The following is a 23,544-nucleotide window of genomic DNA, read 5'->3' as shown; positions in this document are numbered from 1 at the left end:
TTACATCGGCACAACCTTAATCGCGCAAGTCCGACTCATGAATCGGCTGGTCCCTGTGGGTCGCCCGCTGATACTGCGCCGGCCAGATTGCCTTGCGCCCGCCCAGGTCATCATCGGCATGCAGTGGCCAGTAAGGATCGCGCAGCAGCTCCCGGGCGAGGAAGATGATGTCCGCCTGACAGGTGCGCAGAATGTGCTCGGCCTGGGCCGGTTCCGTGATCAGTCCCACGGTGCCGGTGGCCATGCCCGACTCCTTGCGCACTCGCTCGGCAAAGCGCGTCTGATAACCCGGTCCGGTGGGAATCTCAGCATTGGCCGCGGTGCCGCCGGACGACACATCGATCAAATCCACCCCCAGATCCTTGAGGCGCCGCGCCAGCTCCACGGTCTCGTCCGGGTTCCAGCCGTCCTCCACCCAATCGGTAGCCGACACCCGCACAAACAGCGGTAGCTCTTCGGGCCAGACTTTTCGTACCGCCTCTGTCACTTGCAACACCAGGCGAATGCGATTTTCGAACGAACCGCCGTACAGGTCCTGACGCTGATTGCTCAAGGGCGAGAGGAACTGGTGCAGCAGGTAGCCGTGGGCGGCATGCACCTCCACCACCTTGAAACCAGCCACCAGGGCCCGCTTGGCGGCCGCGACGAAGGCCTGGATGATCTCGTCGATCTGCCCTTGGTCCAGTTGTGTGGGCGGCGTGTGCTGCGGATCGAAGGCAATCCGCGATGGCCCCACCGGCACCCAGCCGCCGTCCTCGGGCTTGACGCTGCCGGACTTGCCCAGCCAGGGCCGATGGGTACTGGCCTTGCGCCCGGCATGGGCCAACTGGATACCCGCCACCGCGCCCTGGGCGGTGATGAAACGGGTGATGCGCTGCAAGGGTTCGATCTGGGCGTCGTTCCACAGGCCCAGGTCCTGGGCGGTGATCCGGCCCTCGGCGGTGACCGCCGTGGCTTCGGTGAAGATCAAACCGGCGCCGCCGACGGCACGGCTGCCCAGGTGCACCAGATGCCAGTCATTGGCCAGCCCGTCCACCGACGAGTACTGGCACATGGGCGACACGGCGATACGGTTGAGAAGGGTCAGTTGACGCACGGTATAGGGTTCAAGCAGCAGACTCATGGGGCACCTCTCGATCAATGGTCAGGCTCCAGGGTTCTGTTTGAACGGTCGACGAGTGACTGCGAAGTGAAGCGCCCGCCCCCGCGGGTAGAAGAATGACAAAAGGTCACAAGGCCAATCAGACAGTGCTTAGAGACTAGTCGACAACACTGCCGCTGGCAGGGTTCCTGATGGGTGCCGGGCAAAAAACTGTTGCCCTGGCCGCTGCCAGCGGCAGCGGCCAGGGCACTATCAGCCAAGCGGAGCTCGGCGATTGCCATCGAGCAGGGCATCCACCACGCAGCGGGCCATTTCCACCGAATGCACCAGGGACCAGATCAGGCCGCGCTCCACGCCACTGGCCTGCTCGGTGATCTCGTCGGACACCTCCTCGGCGGCCTTGAGCAGCATGGACACATGAATCAACGCTTCTTCGGCACTGATACCGGGGCGCACAGTGAAGGGATTATCGGGGCCCGCAGAACCCGCGGCGGTGGGTTGCAGCGTCGCGATCAGCGAGCCCTCTACGCCGATATTGGCCAGGGCATGGCGAACCCTTTCATTGGCCAGATCGTGGGCAGCATTACGACGGGAAGAAGGAGGGGAAACAGGCGGATCGGGGACTATCTTTTTCATGGTGTAGCTCCTCGACGATGAAGCCTCCACACCTAACGCTGCTAGACGTTTAAACAGGGTGGCGGCTGTACGCGGGCTAGCAGACCGGGTCGAGGAACCGGTGCGCCCGAAAGCGCCCCCACGCACAGCCGCCATAACAACACACTGCAAATCTGCATGGCAGTGCTGATGGCATCGCTTGCGTTCGACCCGGGCTGCTATTCCCGATCACTGATAAGCAGTGATGAACCGAGACTAGTCAGCTGAGTAGATCGCCACAAGCGCCCGGGAGTGTCTCGGAAACCCCTTACAAAAGAAAGAGACATACCGCCATCCCGCTTTCCAAAAGTCTGGCGAAACCACCCTCGTCGCCCTTAACGCGGTTCGATATGGGCAATCATCAACTGCACGGTTTCCTGGCCCCGGAACTCGTTGAGGTCGAGCTTGTAGGCCAGTTCCACCCAGCGGATGGTCGGGTTGGGCCAGACTTCGCGGTCGATGCCGAAGGCGATGCCGTCCAGCTTCAGCGAGCCGCATTCGCTGCGCAGCACCACTTTCAGGTGACGCTCGCCAACGATGCGTTGCTCCACCAGTTCGAACACCCCGTGGAACATCGGCTCGGGGAAGTGCTGGCCCCAGGGACCGGCGTGGCGCAAGGCGCGGGCCAGTTCCAGGTGGAACTCTTCCACCGCCAGGGTGCCGTCCGACAGCAGGCGCCCGGTGAGGTCTTCTTCGCGCAGCTGGCGCCGCACTTCTGCGTCGAAGGCCTCGGCAAAGGCCGGGAAGTTCTGCTCCGGCAGGGACAGGCCGGCGGCCATGGCGTGGCCGCCGAACTTGCTGATCAGTTGCGGATGGCGCGCGGCCACGGCGTCCAGGGCGTCGCGGATATGAAAGCCCGGCACCGAACGCGCCGAGCCCTTGAGCATGCCCTCGCCGGCATCGGCAAAGGCGATGGTCGGCCGGTGATAACGCTCTTTCAGGCGCGAAGCGAGAATCCCGATCACCCCCTGGTGCCAGTCGGCATCGAACAGGCACAGGCCGAACGGCATGGACTCCACCGGCAGTTCCTTGAGCTGGGCCAGGGCCTCGCGCTGCATGCCCTGCTCGATGGATTTGCGGTCCTGGTTCAGCTCGTCGAGCTGGGCGGCCATGGCCCGGGCCGCCGAGACGTCGTCGCTGAGCAGGCACTCGATGCCCAGGCTCATGTCGTCCAAGCGCCCGGCGGCGTTGAGCCGCGGGCCGAGAATAAAGCCCAGGTCGGTGGAGGTGATGCGCGAGTGATCGCGCTTGGCCACTTCGAGAATCGCCTTGAGCCCCGGCCGCGCTCGACCGGCGCGAATCCGCTCCAGGCCCTGATGCACCAGGATGCGGTTGTTGGCGTCCAGGGGCACCACGTCCGCCACGCTGCCCAGGGCCACCAGGTCCAGCAGCTCGCCAATGTTCGGCTGCGGCCGGGTTTCATAGCGACCCAGGCTGCGCAGGCGCGCACGCAGGGCCATCAGCACATAGAAGATCACCCCGACCCCGGCCAGGGCCTTGCTCGGAAACTCGCAGCCCGGCTGGTTGGGGTTGACGATGGCGTCCGCCGCCGGCAGTTCATGGCCGGGCAAGTGGTGGTCGGTGACCAGCACTTGCAAGCCTGCGGCCTTGGCTGCGGCCACGCCTTCGACGCTGGAGATGCCGTTGTCCACGGTAATCAGCAGCTGCGGCTCACGCTGCAGGGCCACGGCGACGATTTCCGGGGTCAGGCCGTAGCCGTATTCGAAGCGGTTGGGCACCAGGTAATCGACGTGGGCCGCGCCCAGCAGGCGCAGGCCCAGCACGCCCACGGTGCTGGCGGTGGCGCCGTCGGCGTCGAAGTCGCCGACGATGAGGATGCGCTGGCGCTGGTCCAGAGCGGTCACCAGCAGGTCCACCGCGGCGTCGATACCCTTGAGCTGCTGAAACGGGATCAGCCGCGCCAGGCTCTTGTCCAACTCCTCCACCGATTGCACGCCACGGGCGGCGTAGAGGCGGGTCAGCAGTGGCGGCAGGTCGCCGAGAAAGGGCAGGACGGCGGGCAACTCACGGGGTTCGATACGCATGGGCTAACAGCAACTTCTCTTGGGAGACGGTGGGTCGTTCAGGAGCGGCGCGGGCAATCAGCCGCGCTCGCCCAGCAGCCATTCCAGCTGCACTTCATGCTGGCCGCGATCGTCGGTGACGAAGATCGTGCCTTCGCTGATCATCACGTCCCACTTGATGACCCGCGGCATGTCCTTGGCAAGGGTCTCAAGGACCTCCTGGGGCACGCCGGCGATATTGAGGTTCTTCAGGTTCTTCACCGCGTCCAGCACCCGGGTCTGCCAGACCCGCAGGCTGCCGTAGGCCAGCAGGCTGGTGCGCTCGGTGCGACGCGAGCACCAGGTCAGGCGATCGGCGTCCGGCTGGCCGACTTCGATCCAGTGCAGGACGCGGTCGTCCAGGCTCTTTTCCCACAGGGCGGGCTCGTCCACATCCGACAGACCCCGACCGAACGACAGGTGCTCGTTGTACCAGAAGGCGTAGGCCAGCAGCCGCACTGTCATGCGTTCTTCAGTTTCCGAAGGGTGACGGGCGATGGTCTGCTTGACGCTTTCATAGACCCCGCGGTCGAGGTCGGTCAGGTTCAGTTCGAATTTGTAAGTGGTGGACGGCTGGGCCATGTGCGGGCTTCTTGAGTGTGCGAAAAGGCGGCAAGTCTAACCCGAAACCTGCCGCCCTGCCCGACCACTGACCGGCCGGAGGCCCTTGCGCTGAAATCCGCAGAAATGCATTGCCTCGGTAAAGTTGGTTGCCAGCCTGCCACCAGGGTTTTATAACCCCCGCGCGAATCGGCCGGCGCGCACCGCGCCAACGCCGCAGTTCAATAGAAAAGGACGTCCATGACTCTCTTTGTCACCCTGCTTGTCATCGTGCTGCTGTTCATCGCGCTGATTTTGTATGCCCGCCAGAAAACCGCCGATCGCAACGAGAGCCTGGAGCTGACCGGCAACCTCACCGCCCAGATCAACCAGACCCTGCTGCTGAGCAAGGCCGAACCGCTGCTGGCGCTGAAACTGGCAGAGCAACTGCCCGGCGAAGCCCGGGAACTGGCCTCGCAGCTGGTGGCCAGCGAGCTCTACCTGGCGGGCCACAAGGCCCAGGCCCGGGAGCTGTACCAGCAATTGCCGCCCCACGCCCGGGACTACGTACTCAATACCCTGATCGAAACGCTGCTCGACACCGACGATAGCCAAGCCTGCCTGGAACTCCTGGAGAACTGGGGGGAATCCCTGCCCAGCTGGCCGCTGCTGCAAGTGCGTATCCTCCAGGCCCGTGGCGAACAGGAGCGGGCCCTGGCCGTGCTCGGCGAACTGAGCGACCCGCGCCAAGCGGCCGCCCATGAGCGCCAGAGCATCGGCAACCTGCTGACCCTGGCGCGCCTGCAGCATCAGGCCGGGATGCAGGACGCGGCGCAGGTCAGCGTCGAGCAGGCATGGTCGGTGTTCGAGGGGCCCGAGGAGGGCCACCGCCAGTCGATTCTGCGCCAACTGTTCGAGGCCAGCGCGACCCTGGGCCAGTTCGACTCGATCCTCACCCGCGCCGCGTCGCTGCCGGCCGAAGAGCAGGCCCAGGCGGTCGCCGCCCTGATCAAGGCCGGTCAACTGGACTCTGCCCTCAGCCTGCTGGCCCCCATCAGCGACGATCTCTACTCCACCACGCACAGCGAACTGATGGACCTGGCCCTGGCCCTGCCGCCCATCGACAACGCCCTGCGCCTGTTGGAAAAGGCCCCCGACCTGCATCGCTACAGCCTGCTGCTGAGCCTGCTGAACCACATGGCGACACAAGGCCAGACCGCAGAAGCCGAAGCATTGCTGCCGACGCTGGAAACTGAGCCGAGCCAGCATCCGGGCCTGATGCTCAGCCTCTGTGAACAGCACCACGCCACACAGCCGCAATGGGCCGAGGCACTGCTGGCCAAGGCGCTGCAACAGATCGACGGTTACAAGCATGACCATGAGTTCTGGAGCGGCATGCGCATGCAGGCCCTGCGCACCCAGCTCCAGCTGCAAAGCCATCTGCCGGCCCATCGCCGGGACAGCTGGCTGGTACGCAGCGGCCTTGAGGAGTTGCACCGCCTGCACCAGCAGCAAGACGGCGAACAGCAATTGCTGTGCATTCGCGAGCAGACCAAGCTGCTGCACGACCTGGGTCAGACCGCCCAGGCCAGGACCCTGCTGGAGCAAGCCTTGGCATTGCTGGACAGCGACAACCTGCCGGAGGTCGATGAGATGGACACAACCTTCTACCTGGAGGACATCGCCAGCGCCTACCTGAGCATCGACGAAGCAGAGCAGGCCCAGGCCCTGCAGGATCGATTGCACAGCCTGGAGGCCGGTAGTCGCGACCTGGAAGAGGACCTGCTGCTCAATCACATCGAACACCAGCGCTTCGCCCAGGCCATCGAGGCCCTGACCCTGAGCGTCTTGCTCAGCGACAAGAAGCCTCTGTCACGCCTGTATCAGGCCCTTGAGGAGCTGCAGCAACGGGCCCCCGAGCGGGCCAGCGAACTCCAGCAACAGCTGCTGGAGCGGTTCAGCAGCGGGATGGCCTGGCGCGCCTTCCAGGCGAACTGACCCAGCAGCCTTTTGCGCCCCCACCAACGGGGCGCCATTGGCATCCAAGGGCTTGACCATCGGCTCCAGCTGTTTCAATGCCGGCAGCACATTGCCGCGGTCCGCCAGGCTCAGTTCTCGCCCCCAAGGAAAACCGAATCATGGAAGTGTTTATCATCCTGCTGCTCATCACCGGCGTGATCTCGCTGCTGGTGGTCTATGCCCACAAGGGCAGCAGCAATGACCAGGGCAGCAGCCTAGGCATCAATCTGGACGAGGAGGCGCAGATCTATCGCGCGGCGTACCTGAGCGCCGTCGAACCGCAGGTGGCCCTGCAACTGGCCCAGCGCCTGACGGGCAAAGCCCGGCAACAGGGGCTGCTGCAGATACCCGCCGCACTGTACCGGCAAGGCAACCAGGCCCAGGCCCTGGAAGTCCTGGCCGAGCTCGATGAAACCTACCAGCCCATGGCGCTGTACCGACTGCTCGAAACCCTGCTCGACAAGGACGGCCCGCAGGCGGTGCTGAGCCTGTTGGAGCGCCTGCATCAGCCCCTGCCGTCAGCGCCCCTGCTGCGCATCCCGCTGTTGCTGGCCAGCGGTGAACTTGAGCAGGCCCGCGCCTTGCTGGTGACCTTCGGTGTCGAGCAGCTGAACCAGGGCTCTGCCAGTGAGCACCGAAAGTTGGCGACCCTGCAACGCAGTGTGGGCCTGCCCGAGCAAGCCGCCATCAGCCTCGGCCTGGCCTGGCAACTGCTGCTCAAACAACCGGCCGACGAACTGGACCCGTATGAAGTGGAACAGACCCTGCGCGAGTACCGTGCCCAGGGGCAGGACGCGCAGTTCCCGGCCATGGCCGCGCAATTGCCCGCGTCGGCCCAGATCATCGTCGTGGTCTTGCTGATACAAGCCGGGGAATTCGACGCCGGATTCGAACTGCTGGCGCAGAACCCCGAGCCCGAGGACTACTGCGGCTACCCACCGCTGCTCAAGCTGATCCTGGACGCCAGCCGCCCGGATCTGGCGGCACAGCTGATCGCCCAGGTGCCGGTGAGACACGCCAGCGAGATGCTGCTGAGCCTGTTGCACTGGCATGTCGCGCGCCATGAGCTGGCCGAGGCCGAGGCGGCCTTGCAGGCCTGCGCGGTCGCGCCCTCGCAGCGTCTCTGGTGCCTGCTCTCTGTGTGGCGCACCTACTTCGAGGAGCACCCGCATTGGTGCGCCCACCTGCTGGAGCAGGCCCTGCGGACACTGGAGACCTGGCGTGGTGCTGAGCAATGGCCGTGGCATCGCCTGCTGATCGTGGAAACCCAGTTGTGGGTGCAGGCTGCCCTGGCGCCCGAGCGCCGCGACAGCGAGCTGATCCGCAACGGCCTTGAGGAAGTGGCGCACCTCAACACCCAGCTCGAATACGCCGATCGCCCGGTGAAACAGGCAGCACAGGCCAAATTGCTGCACGACCTGGAACAGACCCGGCCAGCCATCGAACTGCTGGACCAGACCGTGCAAGCGCTCGACGACGAAGCTCAGAATGCGGCCCTGGACCCAGCGGAAAAAAACTACCACCTGGCACAGCTGGCACTGGTCTACCTCTACATCGACGAGCAGGCAAAGGCCGCCGAGCTCAAGAGCCGCCTGGAACAGAACCTGTCCTATGCCAACCAGTTGAGCCACGCCACGCTGCTGAACCATATCCGCCAGCAACGTTTCGAAGAAGCCATTGCCGGCCTGGAACTGGGCAGCCTGTTTAACAGCGAAAACCCGCTGCAGCAGTTGCACCTGGCCCTGGAAACCCTGAGTCAGAGCGCCCCCGAACAGGCCCATAGGTTGCGCCAGAAACTCCTCGACAGGCTGGCCGAGAACAGCCTCTGGAGTCAGCCGAACGCCGCCTGAGGCCGAGTGCTGGCCCGCCGTGGCACGCCTTAACGCGGTGCGTAGCGGGCCCAGAGTTCGTTGAACTCCTTGAGGTAACTGGCCACCAGTTGCGGATGGTCGATCACCAGGAGGTTTTCCTCGTTGCCGGTGGTGGCGCTGCGGGTCCAGTTGAAGCTGCCGTTGAGCAGGGTCCGGCCATCGAACACGGCGAACTTGTGGTGCATGTGGAACGGCGTGTCGTCGATCCGCACCGGCACCCCGGCCTCGCGTAGCCCGGCGATATCGCTGCCGACATCGAACTGCTTTTCACTGTCGCTGATCACCCGCACGGCCACGCCGCGCTGGTGGCAGGCGCGGATTTCGTCGCTCAGTTGATCGTCAGAAATGGTGAACACGCAGATATCCACCGAGATCCGGGCCTGGCGGCACAGGTCGCGGATCTTGCGCCGGCAGTCTTCACCGGGGCTGAAGTGGGCGCTGGCCATGTCGCGCACCGGGGCGCTGTTGGCGTCCAGGGTCTTGACCACCTGCTCCAGCCATTTCAACGCCGGCAGCACATTGGCGCTGTCCGCCAGGCTCAGTTCCCGTACCAGATCGAAAGCTCGATTGCGCAGGTAACGCACCTGATCGGCACTGAGTTCGCTGCCCAGTTGGCGCAGTTCGTCCCGCTCTTCGTTGCTCAGTTTCAGGTCCAGCAGGCTGTCGCGCAGCTGCTGGTCCAGGTGGGCAAAATCCATGTCGTGATCCTTGGCTGTTCGCCGGCAAGCCGGCTCCTACTATTGGGAGTCCTTGAGGGTGGGCACATCACCGTGGCTGAGCATGCGGCTCAATTCGTCCACCCGCGTGGCGATGTCGCCAATGCGCTGGTGGCTGTGCAGGTCGACGTCGATCTTCTTGTGCATGACCTTGATCAGCGGCAGGAAGCTGTTCTCCAGGTGCTCGGAGAGGTTTTCCAGCACCGCGCGCAGGTCATGCTGCTGCGCGGGCCGGGCCAGACCGCGTACGCCTTCCACCAGATCGTTGAGCTGGGCCACCATCCGGGTGCCGACATCGCTGTCGCTGCCGCCCATGGAGCGGTTGCGCACGAAGTCACGCTTGATCTGGGTCCAGCGTTCGCGCTGCTCCGGGGTCTGGTTACCGCGCAGTTCGGCGAGCTTGAGCAGGTTTTCCTCGGCGCCGGTGGTCAGCAACTGGGATTCGCCCTGGTAGTGGTCGGCCAAGAGTTGCAGCAGCTCGGCGTCGTTCATCACCGCCGAGATCTTCTCGGCCATCTTGTTCATGTTGCGGTAGCTGCCCTGCAGCTTGAACGGCGGCTCGCTGCGGTACTGGTCGGCCTGGGCGGCGCTGGCGATGTACTGCTGGTTGACCCGCAGCACCACGTCGCGCACCTGCATCAGGCGTTGCAGAGTGGTGGTGATTTCGTTGATCTCGGCGCCGCTGTAGCTATGGCTCAGTTCGTTGCTGGAGAAGGCCTTGCCTTCGGCCTTGGCGACGAAGCGGTAGACATCCGCCATATCGCGGGTGGCCAGGGGCGCCAGCACCGGGTTGGAGGTCAGGCCGTTCTCGATGTAACTCAGGGCGAAGGCTTCCTGCATGCCGCCCAGGGTGTCGCCGAGGTTATAGATGTCGGCCCGGTTGGCCAGCATGTCAGGGATCTTGAACACCTCGCCGGACTCGGTGTACGGGTTGCCCGACATCACCACACAGAACTTCTTGCCGCGCATGTCGTAGGTCTTGGTGCGACCTTTCCACACGCCTTCGATGCGCCGGGTGCCGTCGCACAGCGAGATGAATTTCTGCAGGAATTCCGGATGGGTGTGCTGGATGTCGTCGACATAGAGCATCACGTTGTTGCCCATCTCCAGGGCCAGGTTGAGTTTCTCCAGTTCCTGGCGCGAAGTAGCGTCCGGCGCCTGGGCCGGGTCCAGGGAACGCACCTGGTGACCCAGGGCCGGGCCGTTGATCTTCATGAAGATCAGGCCCAGGCGGTGCGCCACGTATTCCATCAGGGTGGTCTTGCCGTAGCCCGGTGGCGAAATCAGCATCAACAGGCCCATCAGGTCGGTGCGCTTGTTCTCGCCCACGGTGCCCATCTGCTTGGCCAGGTTGTCGCCGATAAAGCCCAGGTACACATCGTTGATCAGCTTGTTGCGCACGAACGAGCTCAGCGGCCGCGGCTTGAATTCGCTCAGGCGCAGGGCCGAGCGCTCACGACTGATGATGCCCTGGCGCAGCGCCTGGTAGCGCTGCAGGCCGGGCAGGAACTGTTCGCGGTGGGCCCGCAGGCGAGCGAAGAAACCATCCACGGTGAGAGACAGGCTGCGCTCGTGAATGCGCGGGTGTTCGCCCATCAGGTTGCCGACGCTGAACCGCAGGTCGACTTCAGTGATGCGCTTGGCAAAGTCTTCCCGCAGCAGCGACAGGGCCACCGCCTCGGGTACGTAGTCGCTCCACTCGGCGAACTCGCCCTCGGCGCACAGGGCCGAGAGCCAGTTCTCGGTCAATGCCCACTGTGCAGCAGGCCGCTCCACCAGCCGCGCCAGGGCCTGCTGGTAGTCGTCCCACATCCGCGCGCCCTGCAGACGCAAGGTCAGGGCCTCCTGCAGTTGCTTGGCGTATTTGCTGAAGGTGAATTCGATGCGTTCTGCGGCCAGTTCCTGAACCAGGTACTCGGCGGCTTCGGGCAACAGCTCGGCGGCCAGGGTGAAGGCGTGCTGCTGATGCCAGTCACTCAGTGCCGCGAGGATTTCCTCCTGCAACTGCAGCAAGCCTTCTCGACGCCCGAACAGCTGCTGAATATGCCGGCTGGTGCGGGCCCGCTCGACCCATTGCTGCGGTTGCGGCTGGTGCTGCTGGCGGCCCCAGAACAGCGTGGCAAAGGCCCGCGCCGCCGCGCCGAAGCGCAGCAGGCCGGCGCTGTCGCGCAGCGGTAGCAACTGCAACAGAATCGCCGCCGCATCGTGGTCGTGAATGCCCTTTTCGTAGCCTTCCTTGTAGCGCGGCGCGGCGAAGTCGCGGATCACCCGCGCCAATTCCTCAGGCTGCGCCAGCAAGGGTTTCAGGCTTTCCAGGCTCAGCCCTTCCACGCCCCGGTCGGCAGCGTCCAGCACTTGCCCGGCCAGGTACTCAGCGCGGTACAGCTGGGCCGATTCCGACTCCAGGGCCACCTGCCAGAAGTCGCGCAGGGCTTCCAGCTCGGGGTCGCGCAGAGGTTCGAGGAAATCCGTGCCGGTGAGGTGCAGGTGCAGTTCGTCGCCCCGGGGCATCAGGGTCAGGTCCAGCTCCTGGGTGTTGACGCTGAAGCGATGACGCGGCCCCAGCTTGATGACGTTGCCGCCCTCTTCGAACAGCTCGGTCTTGTCGCGCAGGGCCCGAACGGCCTGATCCCGGGCGCCCTTGAGGCGCGACTCGACGTCGTCAGCCTTGACGCTGTCCTTGAGCTCGCGCAAGCGCTCGGCCAACTCCCGCAGCTTGAGGATCAGCGGGTCGGCGGCGAAGAACGCATTGAGCTCCTCGGCCTGGGTGAACTTGGCGGTGCGCCGGCCGAGGCTGTCGAGAATCCGCCGCGCCGCGTCCAGCAGGCCCTGGGCCTTGCGCTGGCGCTCGTCGAGCAGCGATTGCTTGTGGGCCTCGAAGGTTTCCAGCAACTCCTCACGTTTGCCGAGGATGTCGCCGAGAAACTGTTCGTGATCGCCGAAGCGGCTCTCCAACTCCTCCAACTGCACCAACAAGCGCGACAGTTGCTCGTCGCAGCGCTCGGGGTCCTGGGCCTGGGCCAGGGCATTGGTGATGCCCTGGCTGAAGAGTTTGAACTGGGCCCCGAACTGGGCCACGGTCTCGGTCGAGCCCAGGCCCTTGCGCCGTTGCTCGGCGCGGGCCTTGGCCTGGTTCAGGCGGGCGTAGATCTGCGAGATGGATTCGATGATCCGGGTGCGCTGGGTGGCGTCTTCGATCTGCAACGAGGCCATCAGGCTCGACAGCATGTCCAGATCGCCAGCCATGGCTTGCAAGGCCCCCAAGGGCTCGCTGAGCTGAGCCACGGTCTCGGCTTTCTGCGCCTGGGCGTCGAGGGTTTCCAACTGGGTGACGAAGGGCTGCAGAGCCTGGTCGCTGGCCAGGAAGGTCGCGGTGCCGGCGGCGGTGCGCTCCTGGGCCTTGAGCAAATCGGCTTCCATGGCGTCGATGCGCGCCACGTCGATGTAGCGGTAGTCGCGAATGGTCAGCAGCAGGCCGCGCTGGGCAGTGATGCCGTTGAGCGCATCGACGAAGCTCTGCACCTGGTCCCAGCTGTCCACCAGCAGGCTGTCGAGCAGGGCTTTCTGCTTGGCCTCGGCGGCCACCATGGCCTGGTCCGACTGGCGGCGGATGCTTTCGACTTTCTCGTATTCATCCAGCACCAGCTCCGAGGTCGAGGCCACCTCGCGCAGCAATGGGGCCAGGCCTTCGAGCTCGGCGCTGCCCAGCCAGTGATACACATCGAACAGGCGCCGGGTGTTCTGGCACAGCAACGAATAGCGCTGCACCGACACCGCCGGGGTGTCGATCTCGCGGCACAGGTCGTAGAGATCGGAAACGCTGCGCACCAGTTCGGCATTGCCAATGCGCCCGAGGAAACCGCTGCGGGTCGGTTGCCGCGCGGCGTATTCCTCGGTGAAGAACGGGGTCTGCCAGACCTGCATCGGGTGGACCCGGGTCGGCTCGTCGCCTTCGGCGGCGAAGATCACCATGCGCCCGTCTTCCAGGCGCGCGTAACCGTGGCCGAACAACGGGTTCTGCAACTGGCGGTTGATCATGTTGTAGGTCAGCAGCACCGAGCGGCCCTGCTCCGGGTGGTAGAAGATGTACTGCACATCTTCACCGTTGGGCGAGCGTACCGAGCGCTTGAAGCGCATGCCGTCCATGGACTGTTCGAAGGTCTTGTACTCGCCGCTCTGCAGGTAATAGCCACCGGGGAAGATGATCCCGTGGTCTTCCGGCAACTGCACGCAGGCCAGGCCGATGGCGTCGATGCGCTCCACCTGGCGAGTCAGGCTGTTGAACACCAGGTAGCGCCACTGCTCTTCGCGGTACGGCAGGACCTTGAGCAGGATCAGGCTGCCCAGGCGGGCGAATTCGATCTGCGAATCGTCCAGGGACTGGGTCTTGTCCAGCACCTCTTCGCGGTAGATGCCCAGGCCCGACTCGGTGTTGTTCTCGACCTTGATGGTCAGGTCGCCGCCGATGGTTTCGACGAACACCGTGTCGAGGATGTTCAGGTGCGGGAAGCGGCCTTCGACCACCATCTCGCGGGTGGCCTTCTTCCATTCGAAATCGAAGGGCGCCGGCAGGGCGATATCCCGCTCGCCGCGGTTGTCGATGTACCGGACATCCCGTCCGTCCACCGAGATCGACCAGCGGAACACCCGCACATCGGTGACGCGCTCGCCAATCTGGAAACTCGCCAGCAGCTTGCCGTCACGGATCGCCAGTTGCAGCAGGCGGGTGTTCTTGTAATAGGTGTAGAGCTCGTTGAAATCGTTGAGGAAGCCCTGGGCCGCCAGGAAGCTGCCTTCCAGGGGCACGGGCTCGGCTTCGTAGCCTTCGCCCTCTTCCACCAGCCGATAGAGGGAAAACACGTCGGCGACGCTGGTTTCCTTCTTCAGGCCGATGAACACGTTGTAGCCGAACAACAGGCAGTCGCCGACCTGGACGATGTCCCGGGCGATGCAGTTGTTCTCGGTGCGGATGCGCACCCGCCCGACCACTTCCATGCGGCTGTTGCCGAACTCGTCGAGACGCCTCTGGTTGAGGTCGTCGGTGGTGGCCCGCAGGCGCTGGCCCTGGTCCAGCAGGCGCTTGTGCAGCACCTCATAGGCGCCGCCTTCGGCGACGGCCTTGTCCAATACGTCCTGCGGGGGAGTTGCGACTTGAGCGTCCGACATCGTGGCCTTCCTGGATCTACGGCGGTGTGCAAAAAAAGCGGGCTCCTCAAACCTGGAGCCCGGTACCCGACACAAGGCCGGTAGCCGCTGCCGCGGGCTGAGTGCGTGCTTGAGGGCCCGAAGGCCCTCAAGGGCTGCGCCTCCTACGGAGTCGGTCGCAGCCTTCGGCAGCGGCTACAGGTGTGTCAGGTGTGGGTCAGGCTTCGGCAGACGGCGCCTCGGCCTTGCGCGAGACGACAGCAGCGGCCAGTTCAGCGGCAACGGCCGGTGCGCCCTTGCCGTTGAGCAGGCGTGCCAGGACGTCCTGGACCACCGGGCTCTTGCCCACCACGCCCTCGATGGCCTTGCCCACCGACAGCGATTTGGCGAAGGAATTGAAGAAGTCGCCTTCGCCGCCGACGATCTCGATCTTGGCCTTGCTGAGGGCGGCGGACAGCACTTCGGCCTGGTCCTTGGCGATGTCCTTGTTGGCGGCGATGGCGGCCATCGCTTCCTCGAAGTTCTTCTCCAGTTGCATGCGGAACTCTTCGTGCTGGCGAGCGCTGTCGCTGAGGGAATCCAGGGCACCGAACTTCTTGCCCAGGCCTTCGGCTTCGGCGTTCAGACGCTGCAGCAGCACTTCGGCTTCGGCCGAACCCAGGTCCTTGGTGGCCTTGGCCTTGGCCGCGCCCAGTTGCTCTTCGCCACGGGCTTGAGCACCGAGCTTCTCTTCCATGACCTTGGCTTCCGCCAGGCCGTCCTTCTCTTTGGCAGCCGCCTGGGCTTCCATGACGCGGGCGTCGGCCAGGCCTTTTTCCTGCTCGCCGCGAGCTTCGGCAATCAGCTGCTCGGTGCGGACGCGGGCTTGCGCCAGGCCTTCTTTTTCCTGGGCCGCTGCGGTGATTTCCAGCACGCGGGCATCGGCCAGACCAGGCGCGGCGCGCTCGGCTTCCAGGCCTTCGGCCAGGCGCTTCTTGGCTTCGGCCTGTTTGGCCGCCGCTTCCAGTTCGGCCTGGGCCAGGTTGTTGATCTCCACGGCCTTGTGCTTGGAGCGAGTCTCGTCGGCTTCGGCCTGTTTGACCTGACGCACCAGATCCTGCTCGGCTTCGGCCTGGGCCTGGATCACCACCACTTGCTTGGCGCGTTCGGCTTCGGAAATTTCGCGTACTTCCTTGATCCGCTCTTCTTCCTGGGCCACGGTCTTCTCGACCGCTACCCGCTCACGGATCACGGTGGCGATGTTCTTGCGCTGCTCTTCCAGAGCCTTTTCTTTCTCGATGCGCTGCAGTTCCACTTCACGCTCGCGGGCCACTACTTCCAGGTCCTTGGCGCGGGTGACTTTCTCCACTTCGATGACCACCGCACGCTGACGGTTCTGCTGGGCCACTTCGACTTCGCGCTGATGGTTCTCGGTGCGCACGTCGATTTCCTGCTGCGACTGAATGCGTGCTTGCTCGGCCTTCAGGCGCTCTTCTTCCTTGACCTTGGCGGTCTCGGCTTCCTCGCGGGCGCGGATTGTTTCGATCTCGCGCTTCTGCCGCGCTTCGGCGTCGGCCTGCTGGCGTTCCAGAGACAGCGAGGCTTCGCGGGTCTCGACGTTTTTCTTCTGGATCGCCAGTTCCTGGTTGCGCTCCAGTTCGTTGGTGATGACGTTCTGCGCCGCGGTCAGCTCGGTGATCTTGCGGATACCTTCGGCGTCGAGGATGTTGCTCGGGTCCAGGGAGTGCTTGGCGGTCTGCTCCAGGTAGTCGATGGCCACGTCTTCCAGCACATAGCCGTTGAGGTCGTTGCCGATGATCTCGATGATGCGGTCGCGGAAGTCCTGGCGGTTTTCGAACAGCTGGACGAAGTCGAACTGCTTGCCCACGGTCTTCAGCGCTTCGGAGAACTTGGCGTTGAACAGCTCGTTGACCGCAGCGCGGTCGGAGGCACGGTCGACACCGATGGCCTTGGCCACCTTGAGCACGTCTTCCTGGGTTTCATTGACCCGCAGGTAGAAAGCCACGGTGATGTCGGCGCGCATGTTGTCGCGGCAGATCAGACCATCCTTGGCCCGACGGTCGACTTCCAGGGTGATCAGCGAGATCCGCATGAACTCCTTGAGGTGGATGACCGGGTACACCAGGGCGCCGGTGAAGTGCACCTTGGGCGTCGAGGACATGTCGTTGACGATCAGCGCCGTGCCTTGGGGGACCTTGATATAGAAGGCCTTGAACAGGGCCAGCAGGCCGAAGACCACCAGGACGACGAGGCCGATCCCGAGCAGGATGGGCAGCAGCGACGGTAAATTCATGCAATCAATCTCCTTTGATTCTGAGGAAGCCCGGGCTCAGAGGCCGCGAAACTCGTCCTCGGTAATGACCCGATAGGCGTGTTGCGCCTCCAGATACTCCAGTAACACGACGCGATCGCCGCGTTTGAAAGCTCGCGCCTCATCGGCACGCACACGCAGGATCAGGCCCGCGCCGCCGTTCTCGAGCACGGCTTCGCCGTGTTCCAGGGTGACTCTGCCGCTGCGTACCACGGCGGTCTGCCCCAGCACCGACTGGCTGCTGGTGGCTTCCATCTTGTGAAACAGCGGACGCAGCGGACGGCAGATGGCCGCGCTGAGGGGGGCCGCCAGAAACAGCGCAACCACAGCCAGCAACAGGCCCAGGGGATAACGCAGCCAACCCAGGGGCAGGTGGCTGAGGACGTAGAGTTCGGCGAAATAGGTCAAAAACCAGCTGAAGAACATCAGCAGGGTCAGCACCAGGGTGACCGGCACCCCGTTGAGCTTGAACTTGATCAGCAGCCCGGCCAGGCCTTCAGTGGCATGGGCGCCTTCGAGCAGCGAATCAGCCTCGAAGTCCAGCAGATCGACCTCGAGCATGCCCATGGCCACCACGGCCCAGTAGATTACCGCCAGGCAGAGCATGAAGCTGAACAGCACTGTGGGGAACGACAACACTGTCTGCAGGAAGATTTCCATTGCTTTCCTATCCCTGAAAAAGCCGGGCAAGGCCCATCGGCCCCGCCCCTACAACACAACGATGAATCAGGACTTGTTGCGATCCTTGAGGCGCGCCAGCACGCTGTCGGCGCTGGTGCTGCCGGCGACGATCCCGGCCTCGCGCAACTTGGCGTCCAGGGCATCGTCGGGGTTGCTGGTGCTGGCCAGCTCCGCTGCGGCTTCCATCTTCGCCGCACGCTCGGCCTGCTTCTGCTTGATCCGCTCCAGGGACTCCACCGCGGTGTGCAGCTTGCTCTGCGAGCCACCGTAGCGCTGGGCCACGGCCTGCTGAGCCTTCTGCACGCTCTCGGTGGCCTTGACGGTATCCACCTGTTGTTTCAGATGTTTGATATTGCCTTCGGCCTGGGTCACAGCCTTGCGCAATTGGGCCACGCTGGCGGCAAAGCCATCGGCCTGCTCGCGCTCGACCGCCAGGTCATTTTCCAGATTGGCGATCTTCTGCGCCACTTCCTGGGCAAGATTTTCATTACCCGCTTCCAGGGCCTTGAGGGCGTAGCTTTCATACTCGGCGATCTTCGCCGCGCTGCCATTGGCGCGCTCGGCGGCGAGTTTCTGCCGGGCCATGATTTCGGCCAGGGCTTCCTTGGACTTGCGCAGTTCCTGGTCGGCGTCGCGGATTTCCTGATCGAGAATCCTCAGGGCCTGGCTGTCCACCATGGCTTCGCCCGCCTCATTGGCGCCACCGCGCAGGGCGGTAAGCAACTTGCTCCATACGTTCATGTGCATTCCTCCAGGTCAGGCCTGAGCCTTCAGGTAGCCTTCATAGGCCTCGGTAGCCCTGATCACGTTGCTGGCCAGGGTTTCGATCTCGTAAAGCACGTTGGAGAGGATCGAGGTGGCGCTGAGCGCACCGAACATCATGTAGAAGCGCTCGCCGCCCAAGCCGGTTTCCAGGCCGATGCTCGACAGCGGGAACAACTGGCGGCTGAGCAGCACTTCTTCATTGAAGGCTTGCACATCGGTGACTTCGCTTTGCGGCCAGAGCAGGGCTTCGACCAGGATCTGCTCGCCGGACAGGGCGACAAACAGCGGCAGGTCGCCGTATTCGCGCATGGTCACGTGCAAGCTCGGTTCGGCGCCTTCAAGCAGTTCAATGCTGGCTTCGCCGCTGCTGAACAACTCGGTGGCCATCAGGGCCTGGCACAGCGATCGGGCATTCCAGATCTGCGGCATGCTCATTTCTCCATCCTTTTCCACAGGAGCCAGCCCGTCAAAGGGCTGACGCAGTTTGCGTTCAACCGCCAGCAACGCCTGGGCGTTCTCGGGCAGTATCCAGACTTCCTTTTTCACCAAGCCCTGATCACGCAGGCGCTGGCGGAATAAACGTTGGTAATGGGCTGAGGATTTGTTTTCCATGGCGCACAGACTAGAGCATCACATGTAAGACTTTCAATTCATCACATGTAATTTTTTAATGAGGTATTTGTAACAATAGTTTTCTATCGACCCACTCGGAACAAAACGTCGAACCTGTCACGGGGCATAGACCAGATCGAAGGATTTGCAACCGCCCTTCTCATGAAAGGCGCCATTAAACCCGCCACCCAAGAGAATGAGAAGCACAATTATCCCGCCATCGACCTGAAAATAATGAATGAAGGCCACCGTCCAGCGCTGCCTTAATGGCAACCAATGGTCTAGGCTAGGCGGATTTTCCTGCCCAGCGGATGCCCCATGAACAGCCTCAGCAAGCCCCTCGCCGGATTGAAAGTGATCGAACTCGGCACCTTGATCGCCGGCCCCTTCGCCTCGCGCATCTGCGCCGAGTTCGGTGCCGAGGTGATCAAGGTCGAGTCTCCGGACGGCGGCGATCCGCTGCGCAAGTGGCGCAAGCTGTATGAAGGCACTTCGCTGTGGTGGTTCGTCCAGGCCCGCAACAAGAAATCCCTGACCCTGAACCTCAAGCATCCCGAAGGCTTGGCGGTGCTCAAGCAACTGCTGGCCGAAGCCGACATCCTGATCGAAAACTTCCGCCCCGGGGTCCTGGAAAAGCTCGGCCTGGGCTGGGACGTGTTGCACGCCCTCAACCCCAAACTGGTGATGGTGCGCCTGTCGGGCTTCGGCCAGACCGGCCCGATGAAGGACCAGCCGGGCTTCGGCGCCGTGGGCGAGTCCATGGGCGGCCTGCGCTATATCACCGGCTTCGAGGATCGTCCGCCGGTACGCACCGGGATTTCCATCGGCGACTCCATCGCGGCCCTGTGGGGCGTGATCGGCGCGCTGATGGCCCTGCGTCATCGCGAGGTCAACGGCGGCCAGGGGCAAGTGGTGGACGTGGCGCTGTATGAGGCGATCTTCGCCATGATGGAAAGCATGGTTCCGGAGTTCGACGTGTTCGGTTTTATCCGCGAGCGCAGCGGCAACATCATGCCCGGCATTACCCCGTCTTCGATCCACACCAGCGCCGATGGCAAGCATGTGCAGATCGGCGCCAACGGCGATGCGATCTTCAAGCGCTTCATGCTGCTTATCGGTCGCGACGACCTGGCCAACGATCCCGCCCTGGCCAGCAACGACGGACGCGATACCCGCCGCGATGAACTCTATGGCGTGATCGACCGCTGGGTGGCCTCCCTGCCCCTGGACCAGGTACTGCAGCAGCTGAATCAGGCTGACGTCCCGGCGAGCCGGATCTTCAGCGCCGAGGACATGTTCCACGACCCGCAGTTCCTCGCTCGGGAAATGTTCCTCCAGGCCAAACTGCCCGACGGCAAGCCCTTCAAGATGCCCGGCATCGTGCCGAAACTCTCTGAGACGCCCGGCTCCGCGGACTGGGTCGGCCCCGAGCTCGGCGAGCATTCGACAGAAGTCCTGGCGAGCCTGGGCTACAGCAGCGAACAGATCCAACACTTGCGCAACTCTGGGGCGATCTAAGCTGAAAAACCGGTTTTCCATCAGCGCCCTGTCCGGCGCCCATCCACCCTTCCTACGCCGTCGCCTTAGGTGCTGCGTGACGTTTCTGCTCGCCCTGCTGTGGCTGCCGAACGCCTCCAGCGAACCCAAGGAGACGCTGTTCTGGCTGCTGCGAGACCTGCCGCCGCTGAGCATTTTCGAGGGCGAGCAGAAAGGACAAGGGGTCATCGACCTGCTGATGCCGCAACTGATCGCCAGCCTGCCGGAGTACCCACAACAGATAGTGCGGGTCAATCGCGCCCGGGGCTTGCAGATGCTGCGCGAGCCGACCTTCGTCTGCGACCCGTCGCTGATCATGAACAAGGAGCGCGAACAGTGGGTGACCTTCTCCATCACCAGCTTCCGAGTCCTGAGCAATGGCCTGGTGATCCGCCGCGCCGACCATGAACACCTGACCCCGTTCGTCCGGGAGGGCAAGGTCGATCTGCGCGCCCTGCTCGCCAGCGGCCAGGAAAAAGTCGGAGTGGTTGCCGAGCGCAGCTATGGCCAGCAAGTCGATAACCTGCTGCAAGCAGCCCCCGCGGACTCGGTCAATGCCCACCACGGCAACGACGCCCTGGGCAGCCTGTTGCAGATGCAGCGCCTGGGGCGCCTGCGTGTGTTGCTGGGCTACTGGCCGGAAATTCGCTACCAGGCAATGCAGCAAGGCATGGACCCGCAGGAGCTGGAGTTCTATCCGATCCAGGGCACCCAGCAGTATCAGGAGATCCATATCGGCTGCAGCAAGACCGCCCAAGGGCGACAAGCCATAGCCCGGATCAACCAGGCCCTGCTCAAGCTGCGTGAGGATCGCCTGGTTGAGTTGTATGCCGCCTGGCTGGAGCCGGAGATGCGCGACCCATACCGTGCCGACGCCCGGGCCTATTTCCGCGATCTGCACGACCACTGACAAATCCCGGGCAAAAAGAAACCCCGAGAAGTGGGGAGACGACTCGGGGTTAAACGCGGTCTTTGACGACCGGTATCAGCCGGCTACAAGCACCGGAGCACAATGCCTGATCCTGCTGATACTGAGTCTGACTGACCGGGTGACAGGAAGGTTCCGCAAAAATTTGCATCAGTTGCGCTGATCGAACACCTTGCCTTCAGCTGCATGGCGCAACGCGGCGATCACACAGGGTTCCAGCCGGCCTTCGGCGATCAGCACGTCACGGTGCAGACCATCGACTACGTCGGTAAGCAGGCGCTTGTCGGTGAGCTGGGCCTGATTGACCTCACGCTCCAAGACCATGGCGCCAGCCGCGTTCTTCAGGGTCACCAGGCATTCGCCATGGCCGCCGCAAGGCGTCAGTGTGACCTGGTACGGACTCAGCGACTCGCTCAACAAAAGACTGATACTTTCCATCTAGATCACCACTCAATAGCTCGAATTAGAGGTTCGAAAACAAAAATGCCGGTAGCTTTCTGACATTCAAGTGACCATCGCTCAGAGAAGAAAGTTCGCCACACCTACTGCTGCCGACCTGAGTCATTCGAGCATGCACGGGTAACATGACAGATATAAAACGGCCGACCAGGCGCAAACCACGCCGCCGTTGCATTGGAGCCCAAGCTTTGAAAGCAATGTCGAACAACAAATTGCGCATCATCCTTGCCGACGATCATCCGATCTTCCTGATTGGCTTGCGTGCCGTGCTGGAGCAGGACGACAGCCTGGCCATTGTCGGTGAAGCCCGCTCGCCTTCTGCCCTGAGCCAGCTGATGCAGGAAGTCGAGTGCGACGTGCTGGTCACGGACTTCATGATGCCCGAGGAGCAGCAGAACGACGGCCTGCGCCTGATCGAGCAATTGCGCCGGCATCATCCCGACCTGCCCATCGTGGTGGTGACCATGCTCAATCACGCCGGGCTGTTTCGCTCGATCCTCGACCTGGGGGTGATGGGGTTGCTGAGCAAGGCCAGCCTGGCCGATGAACTGCCGTCAGCCATTGCCCATGCGCGACAGCACAAACGCTATGTGGCCCAGGCCATCAAGCGAGCATTGAGCCTTGCCGGTGAAGTGGGACCGGATCGACTGGTCTCCAAGGATCAGTTGTCGCCCCGGGAACTGGAAGTGATCCGCCTGCTGGCCGCCGGCCATGCAGTGGGAACCATCGCCACTCAGCTCAACCGCAGCAAACAGACGGTCAGCGCGCAGAAAGTCAGCGCCATGCGCAAACTGGGCCTGGCCAGCGAAGCCGCGCTGTACATCTATGTCCAGGAACACGGGCTGTCCTAGGCGCTACGGGCAGCGACCTTAAGCACACAAACCGGCGGCCTGCCCATCCAGGCCATTGCTGCCCACGCCTGGGGTCTCGGCCAGCCATTGGCGCATCTGGGCGGCGCTCATCGGCGGGGCGATGAAACAACCCTGCAGATGAGCCGCCCCCACGCCCCTGGCCGCCACACAGTCGGACTCGGTCTCGATACCGGTCACCACCACCCCCAGGGACATGCGTCGCGCCATGTTCATCGCACCGCCGACCAGCGCCCGCTTGCGCTCATCCGCGGCCATGCCGGCGACAAACACCGGAGGGATCTTCAGCTCGGTGAACGGCAACTCCAGCAAGCGCTGCAGGCTGGTTCCACCGGTGCCGAAATCGCCGATGGACAACTTGCAACCAATCATCCGCAGGCGCAGCAGCGCCTCCACATGGGCGGTATCGGTCTGCAGTTGCGTGGTGTCGATGACTTCCAGGGTCAGCATCCGGGCCGGCACTTCGAAGCGCCTCAGCAACGCCTCCAACTGACGGGGGAACAGCGGCCGCTCGAGGATGCCGGTGGGAATGTTCACGGCAACCGGCAGCCAGTAGCCCAGCACCAGTTTCACCCCGGCCACCAGTTCCAGTGCCTGCTCCAGCATGTGCCAGGTGAAGACCTCTTGCAGGCCGGCGAACTCGATCAGCGGAAGAAATTCGCCAGGCATCAGCAGGCCCCGCTCAGGATGCTGCCAGCGCGCTAGCGCCTCGACACCTTGAAGCTCGCCATGCTCATAGATGACCGGCTGAAAATGCGCAACCCCACAACCCAGCACCGCCGCCAGCCCCTCATCCTGAGTCACGTCCTCGAAGACAAAGGGCTCAAGGCCCAGCAAGTCCCGGAGCAATGTCTGGTTCAGTTCGGGGCCGGCTGCCCTGGCGTGCTGTTGATAGGCACAGAGCAAGTCGCCGAGCACAGCAGCCGAAGCCGGCTTGGGCAAGCACGCGAGCACTTTCAAGCCCAACTCGCGAGCCATGCCGGCTGTACCTTCAAGGACATCCGGCTCTGCATCGCTGAGAATGATCAGGGCCTTGGCCAGTTGCTGCTGGGCCAGTTCGCGGATCAACTCCAGGCCATCGGTCTGCTCCAGGTACAGATCGCAGATGGCGATATCCACCGGCCCCTTGCTGTCCAGCGAGCGCCGCGCGGACTGCTGGTTCTCGGCGGTCAGCACGTTGAAGACACCATTGGCGTTGAGCATCTGGTGCAAGGCCATCAATTGGAACGAGTTGTCTTCGAGAATCAGCACTTTTAGCGAATGCATGGGGGCA

Annotated in this window: 17 protein-coding genes; 5 read left to right on the top strand and 12 right to left on the bottom strand. The window is 63.5% G+C overall.

Annotated features, from left to right (window positions below; translation table 11 throughout):
* Positions 1–16 precede the first annotated feature (16 nt).
* The 4 genes from DWF74_RS21570 to DWF74_RS21555 all read right to left on the bottom strand — a co-directional run bounded on the left by DWF74_RS21570 (position 17) and on the right by DWF74_RS21555 (position 4,401).
* A complete protein-coding gene (locus DWF74_RS21570) occupies positions 17–1,123 on the bottom strand; it encodes an NADH:flavin oxidoreductase/NADH oxidase (protein WP_102861321.1) in 1,107 nt (368 codons plus the stop codon).
* A gap of 231 nt (positions 1,124–1,354) precedes the next feature.
* Positions 1,355–1,738, bottom strand: a complete 384-nt coding sequence (locus tag DWF74_RS21565) for a DUF6124 family protein (protein WP_115581681.1) — start codon at positions 1,736–1,738, stop codon at positions 1,355–1,357.
* A 353-nt stretch (positions 1,739–2,091) separates the two neighbouring features.
* Entirely contained in the window at positions 2,092–3,801 is a 1,710-nt protein-coding gene (gene recJ / locus DWF74_RS21560) for a single-stranded-DNA-specific exonuclease RecJ (protein WP_115581680.1), read from the bottom strand.
* Positions 3,802–3,858: 57 nt separating this feature from the next.
* The gene (locus DWF74_RS21555) at positions 3,859–4,401 is read right to left on the bottom strand and encodes a YaeQ family protein (protein ID WP_011059467.1); all 543 of its coding nucleotides are present in this window, start codon (positions 4,399–4,401) and stop codon (positions 3,859–3,861) included.
* A gap of 219 nt (positions 4,402–4,620) precedes the next feature.
* Between DWF74_RS21555 and DWF74_RS21550 the strand changes: the two genes are divergently transcribed.
* Positions 4,621–6,357, top strand: a complete 1,737-nt coding sequence (locus tag DWF74_RS21550) for a hypothetical protein (RefSeq protein WP_115581679.1) — start codon at positions 4,621–4,623, stop codon at positions 6,355–6,357.
* A gap of 140 nt (positions 6,358–6,497) precedes the next feature.
* On the top strand, positions 6,498–8,228 hold the full coding sequence (locus DWF74_RS21545; RefSeq protein ID WP_115581678.1) for a hypothetical protein: 1,731 nt from the start codon (positions 6,498–6,500) through the stop codon (positions 8,226–8,228).
* Between the two features lie 29 nt (positions 8,229–8,257).
* Here DWF74_RS21545 and DWF74_RS21540 read toward each other — a convergent pair whose 3' ends face one another.
* The 6 genes from DWF74_RS21540 to bacA all read right to left on the bottom strand — a co-directional run bounded on the left by DWF74_RS21540 (position 8,258) and on the right by bacA (position 18,479).
* Positions 8,258–8,947 carry a phospholipase D-like domain-containing protein gene (locus DWF74_RS21540; RefSeq protein ID WP_115581677.1) on the bottom strand — a complete coding sequence of 230 codons (690 nt, stop codon included), beginning with the start codon at positions 8,945–8,947 and terminating at the stop codon, positions 8,258–8,260.
* Between the two features lie 39 nt (positions 8,948–8,986).
* A complete protein-coding gene (locus DWF74_RS21535; RefSeq protein ID WP_115581676.1) occupies positions 8,987–14,131 on the bottom strand; it encodes a DNA repair ATPase in 5,145 nt (1,714 codons plus the stop codon).
* Between the two features lie 196 nt (positions 14,132–14,327).
* On the bottom strand, positions 14,328–16,403 hold the full coding sequence (locus tag DWF74_RS21530; RefSeq protein ID WP_115581675.1) for a flotillin family protein: 2,076 nt from the start codon (positions 16,401–16,403) through the stop codon (positions 14,328–14,330).
* A gap of 36 nt (positions 16,404–16,439) precedes the next feature.
* Positions 16,440–17,081: an OB-fold-containig protein gene (locus DWF74_RS21525; RefSeq protein ID WP_115581674.1), complete on the bottom strand. Its 642-nt coding sequence runs from the start codon at positions 17,079–17,081 to the stop codon at positions 16,440–16,442.
* A 66-nt stretch (positions 17,082–17,147) separates the two neighbouring features.
* Positions 17,148–17,843 carry a PspA/IM30 family protein gene (locus tag DWF74_RS21520; protein WP_102861313.1) on the bottom strand — a complete coding sequence of 232 codons (696 nt, stop codon included), beginning with the start codon at positions 17,841–17,843 and terminating at the stop codon, positions 17,148–17,150.
* 15 nt (positions 17,844–17,858) lie between these two features.
* The gene (gene bacA, locus DWF74_RS21515; protein WP_102861312.1) at positions 17,859–18,479 is read right to left on the bottom strand and encodes a biofilm formation regulator BacA; all 621 of its coding nucleotides are present in this window, start codon (positions 18,477–18,479) and stop codon (positions 17,859–17,861) included.
* A gap of 318 nt (positions 18,480–18,797) precedes the next feature.
* Here bacA and DWF74_RS21510 point away from each other — a divergent pair, with 318 nt between their 5' ends.
* Both DWF74_RS21510 and DWF74_RS21505 read left to right on the top strand, forming a co-directional pair.
* A complete protein-coding gene (locus DWF74_RS21510; protein WP_102861311.1) occupies positions 18,798–19,997 on the top strand; it encodes a CaiB/BaiF CoA transferase family protein in 1,200 nt (399 codons plus the stop codon).
* Between the two features lie 76 nt (positions 19,998–20,073).
* On the top strand, positions 20,074–20,925 hold the full coding sequence (locus tag DWF74_RS21505; RefSeq protein ID WP_374704511.1) for a TIGR02285 family protein: 852 nt from the start codon (positions 20,074–20,076) through the stop codon (positions 20,923–20,925).
* Between the two features lie 168 nt (positions 20,926–21,093).
* Here DWF74_RS21505 and DWF74_RS21500 read toward each other — a convergent pair whose 3' ends face one another.
* Entirely contained in the window at positions 21,094–21,381 is a 288-nt protein-coding gene (locus DWF74_RS21500) for a DUF3509 domain-containing protein (RefSeq protein ID WP_102861309.1), read from the bottom strand.
* A gap of 218 nt (positions 21,382–21,599) precedes the next feature.
* Between DWF74_RS21500 and DWF74_RS21495 the strand changes: the two genes are divergently transcribed.
* Positions 21,600–22,253 (top strand): response regulator transcription factor, encoded by a 654-nt coding sequence (locus tag DWF74_RS21495; RefSeq protein ID WP_180988524.1) that lies wholly within the window; start codon positions 21,600–21,602, stop codon positions 22,251–22,253.
* An 18-nt stretch (positions 22,254–22,271) separates the two neighbouring features.
* On the opposite strand, the gene DWF74_RS21490 is transcribed toward DWF74_RS21495, so the two are convergent.
* Positions 22,272–23,537 (bottom strand): EAL domain-containing response regulator, encoded by a 1,266-nt coding sequence (locus tag DWF74_RS21490; protein WP_115581673.1) that lies wholly within the window; start codon positions 23,535–23,537, stop codon positions 22,272–22,274.
* Between the last annotated feature and the right edge of the window lie 7 nt (positions 23,538–23,544).

This window comes from Pseudomonas protegens (assembly GCF_003363755.1).
GTDB lineage: Bacteria > Pseudomonadota > Gammaproteobacteria > Pseudomonadales > Pseudomonadaceae > Aquipseudomonas > Aquipseudomonas danubii.
The sequence above is the reverse complement of the archived record's forward strand: the minus strand, read 5'-3'. Positions and strand labels throughout refer to the sequence as shown.